This window comes from Limisphaera sp. VF-2, assembly GCF_049537125.1.
In the GTDB taxonomy this organism is placed as follows: Bacteria; Verrucomicrobiota; Verrucomicrobiia; order Limisphaerales; family Limisphaeraceae; genus Limisphaera.
Genome location: NZ_JBMVQY010000001.1, coordinates 1,912,026 through 1,923,616 on the forward strand (window position 1 = coordinate 1,912,026; position 11,591 = coordinate 1,923,616).

The following is an 11,591-nucleotide window of genomic DNA, read 5'->3' on the forward strand; positions in this document are numbered from 1 at the left end:
GGGGCAGATGTGCAGGGCTTGGCAGGCCGACCTGGCTTCCGGTGTCCTACATCGGCCGCATTGGCTGAAGGAATGCCTCAAGGTGGGTGTTGCTGAAGGCGCGTGATGTCCGGGCCATGGCCCAACGCTTCAGCATCCAGGGTCCATGAGCGAAAGAATTCTGCCGCAGCCTTTCGAGACCCCCGTCGCTGTCATTCGTCAGGCTGTTGTTCGCTGGGGCAACACGCTAGTGGGGTGTCCCATCGGTTGTCCCTGGCGGCGCCCAGGGAACTCGTTTTCCCAAGATGGACCGCGCCTGAAAGGGCGGTAGCTGGTGACGTGCCATCATCAAGGCCGGAGTGCCGTATCGAGTTCCGCTCCTTCAGGGCGGGTTGACCGGACGGGTCCGGTCACCCAGGGCGTTGCCCTGGGCTGGCGGATTGCCGCCCCGTTGGGATGGACACATGGCGCGCAAAAGGTCCATCCAATCCATCGGCCCCGGGTAGAACTCCCGAGGAAATGGATCCGCCCGAGACTCAGCGCGCCCTGAAAAGGCGTCGCGCGAGGTCACCCGGTCGCCAGGACCGGGCGTGTCACGGCGAATTGCACCCTTTCAGGGCGGGGTTGGATCCGGTCACTCAAGGCGTCGCTCCGGGCTTTTGAATTCTCGCCCCGCTGGGGAGCCCACAACGCGCCAAAGGCGCAAACCGCTCATCCGGTATCGGGGCAATCCGGTTCCTCACGGCCCGGCCCTCGGTTGACAAGTCCCGAACCGGACTGCAGAGAAGCGCGACCAGCCGAAGAGTACAGCGAACCGTATCAGACCTGGGGCAACCCAGCGGCAACGGGGCGCGCCGAGGGCGCTTCCATCCACCGGCCCCGGGGCAACGCCCTGGCAACTCGGCCCCTGAAACCCGCCCCGCCCTGAGAGGGCACAACCCGAGAACGTCCTTCGGACGGGCCGGGCGTGCCCGCACCGGATTCGGCCCCTCCAAGGGTGTGGTCGATGTCGGGTTGGCTGCCTGCCCAAGGCGTTGCGCTGCGCTGGTGGATTTCCGCCCCGGTGGGGCGGACCCACGACGCACGGAAGGCGCGACCAATCATCCCATGTTGGGCGATTCAGTTTTGTCCGGGGCAGTGGCACGGGCTGGTGACTGCGCCCCCCGTTGGGGCAAGTCCACGGCGCGCCGAAGATGGGAGACGTTCCCGATCCTTGATGCGTTGCACGGAAATGATTCTGCGGCTGGATGGGAGGGATCGATGCTTGCGGCCCTGGCTCAGTCAGGGTCTTCCTCGCCGCGGATCCGCCCTGTGACGCGTTTCGGGTTTGAAAGCCGCGGTAAGCTTTCTGGAGTTTCGGGTGTCAGCGGGGGGAGAACGGAGGGAAACAGCATTTCCCTTGGGATGCTTGAGGCCGGTGCTCGAAAACTGCACTCTGCCCGGGTCGTCCAGGCAATGGCCCCTTTCGGGTCATACAGGATCCGGGGAGGCGCCGGTTCCCAAGGCACAAACGGAGAGGAACGAACGTGTCCGTGAAAGAGGTTCCTCCATGAGCAACCGGGTCGGTCTTTGATCATTTCGCTCACCACTCACAATCCAAACAAGCCGGCCCCCTTTCGGTGGACTCATCAGCGCCTTGCGCGGAGGCAGAGGAGCGGCATCTTGGGGAGGAGGCTTATGACGTTCGAAGCGGTTTTGCCACGGTTGGAACTGGTTGTGGGGGACATTACACAGCAGGCCGTGGATGCCATCGTCAACGCGGCCAACGAGTCGCTGCTGGGTGGCGGCGGTGTCGATGGGGCGATTCATCGGGCAGCAGGTCCGGAGTTGCTCGAGGAATGTCGGAAGTTGGGCGGTTGTCCCACGGGACAGGCCAAAATCACGCGCGGCTACCGGTTGCCAGCCCGTTATGTGATTCACGCGGTCGGACCGGTGTGGCGCGGCGGCCAACACGGGGAGGACGAGTTACTGGCAAGTTGTTATCGGCATGCACTGGAGTTGGCGGTGAAGCATGGTTGTCGGACGGTGGCGTTTCCCGCCATCAGCACGGGGGCGTACCGATTTCCCATGGACCGTGCCGCGCGGATTGCGCTGACCGAGATTCTTGGCTTTCTACTTCGCGAACCGTCGCTGGAAAAAGTGCGCGTGGTGTTGTTCAGTCCGGAGGCGTTGCAGACGTATCAAGCGGTTTTGAAAGAGTTGGTGAGAACGGCGCCGTGAAGTTCACGGCCGTTGCCGGCCCGAGCCACTGGGTGGTCCGGAGCGATGCGTGGTCGATGACGTCGCTCGTCGCGGCACGCGGCAAAGACTTTCTTCGTCGGGCCTCGAACGCGGGAGGGCCCATGTGGCGGTCAAACCAATCCGCGAAGGCGCGAATGTCCCACGGCAGGGTCCACCATCCGTGACGTCCCCCGGGTTTGACGCGAACTTCCACGTGGCCTCCGAGCCGGCGGGCGGCCTCCTGAAACCGCAGCGACTGTTCCAGCGGGACCAAAGTGTCGGCATCCCCGTGGAGGATCAGGATGGGCGGCAGGTGAGGATGCACATGGTAGATGGGCGAGACGCTTCGACCGATGGCCCGCCATTGAGCCAGGTTGGTGGCCTGAGGTCCGAAGGCGCGGACGAAACTGCGGGGCGGCCCGCCATCGCCGGCGTTCTCCGTGGAGGCGCCCAGATTCAAGAGATCCGTTACGGGAAAGAATACTGCTGCGGCCCGCACCAAGCCGGCAGGCGCGTCTCCTCCGGGGGTTCCCTGAGTTTCGCCCGGACATGCGCCGGTGGCGAGCATCAGGGCCAAATGCCCTCCGGAGCTGCCGCCAGTGACGCCCAGGCTCTGGGGATCCACTCCGTATTCGGACGCATGTTGGTGGACGTGCCGTGCCGCACGGCACACGTCCTCGACGATTTCCATGACGGTGGCTTCGGGCTGGGACACGTGATAGATGGCGAACACCGTGTAGCCGCGTCGCAGCAGCGGAGCCACCAGCCAAGGGCGGAAACTGCCCGGGCGCGATTTCCAGCTGCCGCTCATCATGAGCAACACGCCCCGGCCGTTCGGCGAGGCCGGGAAGGCGACGTCCATGGTCAACGGCCGGCCGTGGCGTTCTCCATAAACCAAACCGCGCAAGCAGCGCGTGGGCGGGTGGAAGTACAGGACCACCAAGCCGGTGAGGCTGACGGCGCAGGCCAGAAGAAAGAGAAGGACCTGCAGCGCGATCCGGAACCAACGATCAAGTTTCATGCGCGTCCCAGGGGCCATCGATTCGGGTCTTGCGGGCGGGAATCAGGGCCTCTCGTTTTCGACCAACCAGGCAAGCAGGTTCCATGAGGGCGGCCTGAAGCCGGGTCTTTCTTGGAGGAGGTCCGCCGGTTGCACCCAACAAGTTCCCTCGGATGGATCCAGACAAACGGTCCATGCGCGTGCGGGGCGCGGCAGGGCCGCAAGGATTTCTTCAATTGCCGTCACTGCGAATGAGGAGGAGTTCGGAAGGGACGCAGCCTTCGGGCTCCAGCGTTTGGCTCCCACCGGTGGTGGCCCCGCGAGGAAGGCCCAGGTTTGGTGTTGTGCGCCAGGGGATGCGAAAGGTTCGACGGCGAACTCGCCCGGTCCGACCTGCACGCGGACCGCCCGGCCGGTGAGCCCTTCGGCCAACAGCCATGTCGCTCGATGGGTCCAAGCGACCCGGCGGAGAAGGTCCGTGGCTGTTTCCAGGCTATCCGTGGTTTCCAGGACCTCTGCGGCTCGTACGAACGCCGGCGGGTCAGGGATTTCGTCGGGTTCGGGCTGGTCGAGCGCGACGACGGCCAATTGGCGGCGATTCAGGCCGGCGACGCAGCCAAACAATCCGGCGCGGGTGATTCCGGCCCAAGGGGAGCCGCGGTCGGGTTTGTGCACGACCAGCATTGGCGGAGAGCCTTCAGCGAACCGTGCCTCTTCCCAAGCTGCGTAGCCCAACAGAATGGTTTGGTGGCTCGAGGGTGCTGCCGCTTCCACTGCCCAGACCGAACCGCTCAGGCGCGCGGCGAGTTGATGTGTCCAGATCACCTCTTCAGGTTGCAAACCGCTGGATTCGGCCATGGCGATGGCGATTTGGTGCATCGCTGCAGTGGGTGCGGTCGCGGAGCCTTTGCGGCCCGGAAGCGGCCTCGGGCCCAGCCAATGTCCCTGCTCCAGCGACTTTTCGACGGCCCAGCCGTACGCAAGCGCCGAGACCGTCTCGTGAACCCCCCAGACCTGTTGCTGGGCCAGTTGTCGGGCTCGTTCGGCGGCTGTGCCGGAGACCTGCAACACCGGCACGAGCCGGGGCGCTCCCGATTGACTGCCATCGATGGCCGCGGGCCCGCCCGGTCGCGCCGCCGCACCCGAGGAGGTTTGGAGCGTAGAGGGCGCGGGTTGCCACCAGCGTGTCCAGTAGCGGGACAGGAGGGCCAGGGGCACTTCTTCGATGCGGTGTCCCTTGGACCATTCGGGTTGCCAGAGCTCGGCTGTCGGGGCGCGGTCCAGGTGCCATTGATCGCATTCCAACGCCAACACGCGAGTACCGGCACGGTTCCAGAACTCCACTCGGACCGGCAGACCATCCTCCTCCCGCAGCCAGAAACGAACTTCGCCCTCCGGCAGAGTTCCGGCCCTCACGACGCGCGGCTGCGGTCGCACCGCCACGGCCCAGATTCTTTGGTCGGACGGGATGGGGTCGGGCAGGGGCCGCACTTGAAGCGTGAGGGCAGCCATCCAGACCTTGCCGGGAGGAACGGGGGATCGGATTTCGGGGAGCGCGTGGATTTCCGTCTCCGGATCGGTTTCGTAGTCGAAGGAAAGGTCGGGCCGGCCCCGCAGCCCGAATCTCTTTTGGGGGGCGTGAACTTCCAAGGTCCGGCCGCGTCGGATCCAGATGCAGGTGCCCTCGGGCCGTTGCCACTCGAGGCGCGCGTGGTCGGGGGGCTGGAGGTGAAACGCAAGCACGGCACCGCGCCATGGCTGCCAGCGCCCGGCCGCGTCGGTGACGCGCAGTCGGCCGGACAGCATCAGGCCATTCGTGCCCCGGCCGGATTCGAGAAAGCCGACCCATTGCACCATGGCACCAGCCAGGCGACGGCGCGGTTCGGGGAACCACCAACGATACAGCGCCACCGCGAGGACTGCCGAGACCAGGAGGGCTGCCACAACCCAGCCCCAGCGAATGCCGCTGGCATCCGTGCGGCCGGGGGTTGGCTCCGAGGTGCCCTCCGTGGCGCGGTTTTGCCTCATTTCAGCCGCAGCTCGGCACTCCGCGCGTGTGCGGTGAGACCTTCGCGGCGGGCCATCTCCTGAATCACGGGCAGTGCCCGGCGGAGAGAGGCGCGGTCGTAGGCGACCACACTGGTGCGCCGTTGAAACTGGTCCACGGTCAGGCCGGCGAACGAAGCTCCGGCTCCACCGGTGGGCAGCGTATGACTGGGTCCGGCCACGTAATCACCGACGACCGTGGGCGACCAGGGGCCGAGGAACAGTGCGCCGGCGGTGCGAATGCCCTCGGCGACGCGGCCCGGTTGGCGAGTGAGAATCTCGCAGTGTTCCGGGGCCAGGCGATTGACCACTTCGATTGCCTGCGTCAGGTCGCGCACCAAAATCAGCCACGTGTTCCGTTGGAGGACGGTTTCGATGAGCGTCCGGCGCTCCAGTTGCCTGACCTGTCGTTGCAACTCTCGCTCCACGGCACGCAACACCCGGGCCGAAGTGGTGACCAACCAGATCCGTTCCTGACCGGAACCGTGCTCGGCTTGCGCAAGCATGTCGGCGGCGGCCAACCGGGGATCGGCCGTGTCATCGGCCACGACCAACACTTCGCTCGGCCCCGGCAACAAATCGATGGCCACTTGGCCGACCACCAAGCGCTTGGCCATGACCACGTAAGCGTTGCCCGGCCCGAAGATCTTTTGCACCGGACGGATGGTGGCGGTGCCGTAGGCCATGGCGGCGATGGCCTGGGCACCGCCGATGCGGTAGATCTCGGTGGCTCCGGCGGCGCTGGCGGCGTACAACAAGGCCGGGTGCACCGCGCCTTCCCGGTCACAGGGCGTGCAGACAACGATTTCTTCGCATCCGGCCACCTTGGCCAGGGGGATGGTCATCAAGGCGGTGGAAATCAGCGGGGCCTTGCCCCCGGGAATGTAGATGCCCACCCGACGGAAAGGGTCGAATTTCTCGCCGACGATGGCCCCGTGGGCATTGCGCATTTGCCAGTTGCGTCGGCGGGAACGGCGGGCGAATCGTGCGACGTTGCGCTGCACCTCGGCCACGGCGTTTCGGAGGGCCGGGTCTGCCTGGAGGGCGGCCGTCATTCGCTCGGCGCGGGTCACCGCCAGTTGGTCGGGGCGCAGTCGGGCTCCATCGAATCGCTCGGTGAACTCGATGATGGCCGCGTCGCCCCGATCCCTCACGGCGTCCACGATGGCCCGCGTGCGTTGTTCCACTTCGGGGTCCCAGAGGCTGGAGGCGGCGCAGGCCTCTGCCAGGCGGGCTTCGAAGTCGCTGTCGCGATACCGGACAGTTTGCATGGGCTGCAGGCTAGGCAATGCCCCCGGGGAAGTCAAAAGCCGCTCCGGTGGCGGAGATTTTTCCGGGCGCGTGAAATTGACGCCGCATGCGTGAATTTGCCCGAACCGAAAAGACGAAGTGCTGTGGGGTCAGCGTAGGACGGGCCGTTTTTGTGGGCAAATTCGCAGGTTCCGGATCGGGACCGAGGTTGGCCCGAAGCTTGCTTTCTATTGGCTTGGTTCGTCGGAGCGCCGGCGATCGCCCGGCGCGGGAGGCGAACCCAGGGTTGACTGAGCATTCGCTCTTTGAGTGCTGCCACGGAGGATGGTGGGGGTTCAGAGCGAAGGCGGGTTCGGTGGTTTCGTGTCGGGTTTCCACCGATCGCCCGCCACAGGGCCGGCGGTGGCCGCTTGAAGGGATTGCACCCTCAGGCAGCCCGCCGGCCCGTAACCCCGCACAACTGGGTTTGCAGGTGGGGAGCCACGGGGCCGGGCGCGGGGTGCCCCGGTGCCACGAAGCGGCAGGGTTCCTTCCGTATGGTTGCTGCTTGCGCTTTGCGCGCTGACACGCCTGCTGCAATCCCCGCGCAACGACGGGAAACCACGGGTGCAACGCCTCTGGTTTCCCGTCTTCTTTTTCGTGAGGACACGGGCGCGGGATCCGTGGCCCCGGATTGTGTCCTCCAGGGAGCGACTCGCCACTTGTTGTTTGCCTGAAAGGCCGGGCCCCTGCCCTGGGCATGCGGGGCGTCTGCGCTTCGCGCACAGGTTTCGAGTTTGCCATGGGGATGGTTCTCTGGCACATCAAGGCGCGATTATGCGTGGATGGTTCGCCTTCGGGCCCGTGGTTCTCTTGTTGGCAGGCTGTGGCGGCGGAGGTCCTTCGCCGGCGCCGCAGATCTGGGTGCACTGGCATTATGCCGGAAGTGCACCGGTGCGGGCGTCCGAGCAGGGTGCGCAGACCAAGCGCCTCCTGGCCATGCCCGAAAGCCAGGCCCTGCTGCAGCAGACCCTGGACAAACTGGCCCGGGCGCCGCGTCGTTGGGGAATGGACCCGGAACTGGCGGCGGCCCATCTGCGACCGTTGTTGTCCCAGCTCATTCAAGCCGAGCATGTCTTTCAGTGGCAGCCGCGAGCGGGCCAGGCCTCGGAATGGGTGCTGGCGGTTCACTTGGACAGCCGTGCGCAGGGCCTGTGGCGGACGAATCTTCAGGCCCTGTTCCAGCGATGGACGGGGCAGCCGGCCACGGTGGATCCTGCGACCGGCTCGCTGCGCTGGGCCGTGCCGAAGTCAGCCGGCGGCGGTGTGATCCTTTTGGCCCAGGTCCAAGACTGGTGTCTCATCAGCGGCGGGGCGGGAGATCCGGTTCTTTCGGGGGAATGGATTCGCGCCATTCAAGCCCGGCATCGGCCGGTGCCGGTGGCCACCAGCTATTGGGCGCGGCTGCGCGTGGACTGGCCGGCGTTGAAGGATCGACTCCCCGCCTGGCTGCGAGAGCTGGACCCGCCGATGACCGATCTGCTGGTGACCGGTTCGGGCGATCAATTGCAACTTCGTGCCGAGCTCAAGTTTCCCCGCCCGCACGGTTGGACCCCTGAACCGTGGTTGTTTCCCTCGAACCTGATTCGCGAGCCCCTGGTCGGCTTCTGTGCCGCGCGCGGGATTCGATCCCGGGTGGAACCGTGGCTGAATCGGGCCGGACTGCATCTCTCTCCGACGCCCGGCCAATTCTGCGCTTGGTCGTTGGGCAGTGCCCCTTTCCAGGTCTTTGTGGCCGTGCCGGTGCCGGACGCCACCAACGCGATGCGCGAGCTCTGTCGTGTGCTGCCGCCGTGGTTCAACACCAACAGTCAGGGGCGCGCATTGGGCTGGTGGATCGTGCCCACCAACCGCCCCGCCATCCTTTGGGATGGGATGCCGTTTTTCGGGGCCTTTTGTCGGCCGGCACACGAGGAAAGCAGTCAGGGCTTTTTGTTCGCGGGATTGTTTCCGAACAGTGCCCGCCTGCAGTCGCCTCCACCCGACCTGTTTGCGCAAATCCTCGGTCGGACCAATCTGGTGTATTATGATTGGGAGCTGGGCGGCGAACGGGTGCGGAGCTGGCGCATCATCAGTCAAGTGGCCCTGCTGTTGGCCGAACGCCAGCAACTGGCCGAGACCACGCCGGGCGCCCGCTGGCTGGAGGTCCTGACCACGAACGTGGGCAACGTGGGCACCTCCATTGTGGCTGCCGGACCGGACCGCATGGTTTTTACGCGGACGGCGCCGCTCGGATTGACCGGTTGGGAAAGCGTGCTCCTGGCGCACTGGCTGGAGGCTCCCGGGTTTCCGTGGAGCTTCGACTGGCCTCCGGAACGCCGGGCCCGGCCCCGTACGGCCCGCTCATCGGGCTCCTGATTGCGCCATGCTGAAACTCGGTGTGAACATCGATCACGTGGCAACGCTCCGGCAGGCGCGCTACCGGGGCCGTGAACACGGGGAACCCGATCCGGTGGAGGCAGCGCGCATTTGCGAAGAAGCCGGAGCCCATGGCATTACGTGTCACTTGCGCGAGGACCGGCGCCACATCGTGGACCGGGACGTCTGGGCCCTGCGCCGCAGCGTGCGGACCCGGCTCAACCTCGAAATGGCCAACACGCCGGAGATCGTGGGCATCGCGCTTCAGGTCAAACCGGACATCGTCTGCCTTGTGCCCGAGCGACGCGAGGAAGTCACCACCGAGGGCGGCCTGGACGTGGTGGCCCAGGAGGCAGCCCTGGCAGAGACGCGGCGCCGCATGAACGACGCCGGCATTCAGGTCAGCCTGTTCATCGCACCCGATCCACCGCAGATCGAGGCCGCGGCCCGCGTCGGCGCCCAATTCGTCGAACTGCACACCGGCCGGTTTGCCGAGTCCTTCGCCCACCCGGAGGCGCGGGAACAGGAGCTTCAGCGCCTGATTGCGGGCGCCGAAATGGCGCATCAACTCGGCCTGCGCGTCAATGCCGGGCACGGGCTCAACTACGAGAACGTCCGGTGGCTGTACCGCGTGCCGCATTTGGTGGAGCTCAACATCGGCCACAGCATCGTCAGCCGGGCCGTCTTCACGGGCCTGGCGCAGGCGGTGCGCGACATGCTGGCCGTCATGGCGGGCTATCCCGGTTGACATGACCAATCCGGGTCAGGTTTTGTGCTGCAAGAGGGTGGCGCTCCGACCCGAATGAGGCGCCCGGTTTCCGGTGTCCGCATGATCCTCGGGGTGGGTATTGATTTGATCGAAGTGGAACGCATCCGGGCCAGCCAGGCCCGGTTCGGGGAGCGTTTCCTGCGTCGCATCCTGCACGAGCGGGAAGTTGCCTACTGCCAGTCCCATCGCGATCCGGCCCCTTTTTTGGCGGCGCGCTTTGCCGCCAAGGAGGCCATCTCGAAAGCGTTCGGCACGGGCATTGGCTCGCAGCTCGGCTGGTTGGACATGGAGGTGGGGCGCCGCGAGACGGGCGAGCCGTTTGTGATCCTGCACGGCAAGGCGCTGGACCTTCTGGCCCGCCGCGGCGCCACCACGGTGTTGCTCAGTCTCAGCCACACGCAGCAGCACGCCACGGCGGTGGCGCTCCTGGTGCGCGAATGAGCCGTGCCGCGCGCCGGTTCGGTCGCCGCTTGCTCAGCCCGCCCGTCCGTTACCAAAGCGGGCCTTTCGCCAGGCATCCAATCTTCTCAACACCTCGCACAGCGCGTCCAGCCGCGGCGTGGCCACCCCGGCCTTGCGCGCGTGACGTCGGGGTTCCAAAAACAGGCTCTCCAGCTCCAGCGGGCGTCCGTGCTCGAAATCCAGCAGGGTCGAGGCCTTGTAGGCGCCCATGGTTCGCGTGCGCGCGATCATTTCGTCGGCCAGGGTCGGGGCCACCTCATGCCCGAGTGCGCGCGCAACCCGGATCACCTCTGCCATCAACTCGCGCACCCAACGCGTCCATTCCGGATCGGCCAGCAACTCCGCCGTCGTGAGGCATTCCGACCGACACGGTTCGATGGGCCCATCCTCGGGGTGCTTCAGACGCTCCCGACCTGCCACGCCTGCCACGCCCAACCCGTTGAACGGGATGTTCCACACCAGTTTTTCCCAGTGGGCGCGGGCAAGATCCTCACTCACCTGGCAGGGGACGCCCGCCAGTTGAAACCGGTGCGCCAGCGCCTGCGTGCGGGAGCGGGGTCGACCGACAAATTCGCCCAGGACCACCAGCCCGTGATCCAGATGCCGGATGACTCCCGGCGCGATTCGATTGAGACAGACAAAGCACAGTCCGCCCAGGATTTGTTCCGGCGCGAACAACCGCGCCAACGCTTCCTCGTTGCCCAGTCCGTTCTGCAGGGTCAGCACCATCGTCTGGGGACCGACCAATGGCGGCAGCAGGTGCGCGAATTGGTCGTTGGCCGTTGTCTTCAACCCGATCACGACCAGATCCACAACTCCGATCTGCGACGGCTCCCGCGCACAACGGGGTCGGGCCACAAAATCGCCCAGGGGACTGAGAATCCGCACTCCGTGGTGGGACACCGCCTCGTAGTCCGATCGCAGGAGGAAATGCACGTCCGCGCCGGTTTGCCAGAGCCGCGCACCGTAGTAGCTGCCGACGGCGCCGCAGCCGACGACTGCCACCCGAAACCGGGATCGAGTCTCACCGCCCGTGGCCCTCACACCCATTCGTCCCCCGGCCCGCCCGGAATGAAAAAGGGCACCCTGAACGACTCAAGGTGCCCTCGAACGTCTTCCGAGCCAATTCACTTCGAGCCCAGGATCGCCTCCTTCGCCGCTTTGGAGACGCGGAACTTCACCACGCGCTTGGCCGGGATTTGAATCACTTCGCCCGTCGCCGGATTCCGACCCTTGCGGGCCTTCCGGTTCACCAGCACCAGCTTGCCCAAGCCGGGCAGCGTGAACGTGTTTTTGGCCTGCTTGTACGCCAGTTGCGCCAGCTCATCCAGGAACAGCGTTGCCTGCTTCTTGGTGATGCCAACCTTCTCGGCCAGGGTGGACGCGATCTGCGATTTCGAGAGTGCTTTGCCCATATGACCTTTCCGTGTTGTTCGTTGCGTTGAAACTGTCCGACGTTGCGGGGCT

General features: G+C 65.9%; 9 protein-coding genes. 4 read left to right on the forward strand and 5 right to left on the reverse strand.

Annotated elements, in window-relative coordinates:
* The first annotated feature begins 1,656 nt into the window (after positions 1-1,656).
* Complete coding sequence (locus tag ACPDIT_RS06790) at positions 1,657-2,199, forward strand: O-acetyl-ADP-ribose deacetylase (RefSeq protein WP_423442421.1); 543 nt, start codon at positions 1,657-1,659, stop codon at positions 2,197-2,199.
* On the opposite strand, the gene ACPDIT_RS06795 is transcribed toward ACPDIT_RS06790, so the two are convergent.
* The 3 genes from ACPDIT_RS06795 to hisD are packed head-to-tail and all read right to left on the reverse strand — an operon-like array spanning position 2,135 to position 6,516.
* A complete protein-coding gene (locus ACPDIT_RS06795; RefSeq protein WP_423442422.1) occupies positions 2,135-3,220 on the reverse strand; it encodes an alpha/beta hydrolase fold domain-containing protein in 1,086 nt (361 codons plus the stop codon). The genes ACPDIT_RS06790 and ACPDIT_RS06795 overlap by 65 nt on opposite strands.
* 42 nt (positions 3,221-3,262) lie before the next feature.
* A complete protein-coding gene (locus tag ACPDIT_RS06800) occupies positions 3,263-5,227 on the reverse strand; it encodes a hypothetical protein (RefSeq protein WP_423442423.1) in 1,965 nt (654 codons plus the stop codon).
* Positions 5,224-6,516, reverse strand: a complete 1,293-nt coding sequence (gene hisD / locus ACPDIT_RS06805; protein ID WP_423442424.1) for a histidinol dehydrogenase — start codon at positions 6,514-6,516, stop codon at positions 5,224-5,226. Before hisD ends, ACPDIT_RS06800 begins: the two co-directional genes overlap by 4 nt.
* 796 nt (positions 6,517-7,312) lie before the next feature.
* On the opposite strand from hisD, the gene ACPDIT_RS06810 reads away from it, so the two are divergent.
* From ACPDIT_RS06810 to acpS, 3 genes are read left to right on the forward strand one after another with little or no spacing between them, the layout of a single operon-like run.
* A complete protein-coding gene (locus tag ACPDIT_RS06810; protein WP_423442425.1) occupies positions 7,313-8,893 on the forward strand; it encodes a hypothetical protein in 1,581 nt (526 codons plus the stop codon).
* Positions 8,894-8,900: 7 nt separating this feature from the next.
* Positions 8,901-9,641: a pyridoxine 5'-phosphate synthase gene (locus ACPDIT_RS06815; RefSeq protein ID WP_423442426.1), complete on the forward strand. Its 741-nt coding sequence runs from the start codon at positions 8,901-8,903 to the stop codon at positions 9,639-9,641.
* Between the two features lie 54 nt (positions 9,642-9,695).
* The gene (acpS, locus tag ACPDIT_RS06820; protein ID WP_423442427.1) at positions 9,696-10,103 is read left to right on the forward strand and encodes a holo-ACP synthase; all 408 of its coding nucleotides are present in this window, start codon (positions 9,696-9,698) and stop codon (positions 10,101-10,103) included.
* 33 nt (positions 10,104-10,136) lie between these two features.
* On the opposite strand, the gene ACPDIT_RS06825 is transcribed toward acpS, so the two are convergent.
* Entirely contained in the window at positions 10,137-11,129 is a 993-nt protein-coding gene (locus ACPDIT_RS06825) for a 2-dehydropantoate 2-reductase (RefSeq protein WP_423442428.1), read from the reverse strand.
* A gap of 122 nt (positions 11,130-11,251) precedes the next feature.
* Complete coding sequence (locus ACPDIT_RS06830) at positions 11,252-11,539, reverse strand: HU family DNA-binding protein (RefSeq protein ID WP_423442429.1); 288 nt, start codon at positions 11,537-11,539, stop codon at positions 11,252-11,254.
* Positions 11,540-11,591: the final 52 nt, after the last annotated feature.

Bases quoted from the DNA above. Each gene is read 5' to 3' on its own strand.
- ACPDIT_RS06790 (WP_423442421.1), top strand. From the start codon at position 1,657: ATGACGTTCGAAGCGGTTTTGCCACGGTTGGAACTGGTTGTGGGGGAC.
- ACPDIT_RS06795 (WP_423442422.1), bottom strand. From the start codon at position 3,220: ATGAAACTTGATCGTTGGTTCCGGATCGCGCTGCAGGTCCTTCTCTTT.
- ACPDIT_RS06800 (WP_423442423.1), bottom strand. From the start codon at position 5,227: ATGAGGCAAAACCGCGCCACGGAGGGCACCTCGGAGCCAACCCCCGGC.
- hisD (WP_423442424.1), bottom strand. From the start codon at position 6,516: ATGCAAACTGTCCGGTATCGCGACAGCGACTTCGAAGCCCGCCTGGCA.
- ACPDIT_RS06810 (WP_423442425.1), top strand. From the start codon at position 7,313: ATGCGTGGATGGTTCGCCTTCGGGCCCGTGGTTCTCTTGTTGGCAGGC.
- ACPDIT_RS06815 (WP_423442426.1), top strand. From the start codon at position 8,901: ATGCTGAAACTCGGTGTGAACATCGATCACGTGGCAACGCTCCGGCAG.
- acpS (WP_423442427.1), top strand. From the start codon at position 9,696: ATGAGGCGCCCGGTTTCCGGTGTCCGCATGATCCTCGGGGTGGGTATT.
- ACPDIT_RS06830 (WP_423442429.1), bottom strand. From the start codon at position 11,539: ATGGGCAAAGCACTCTCGAAATCGCAGATCGCGTCCACCCTGGCCGAG.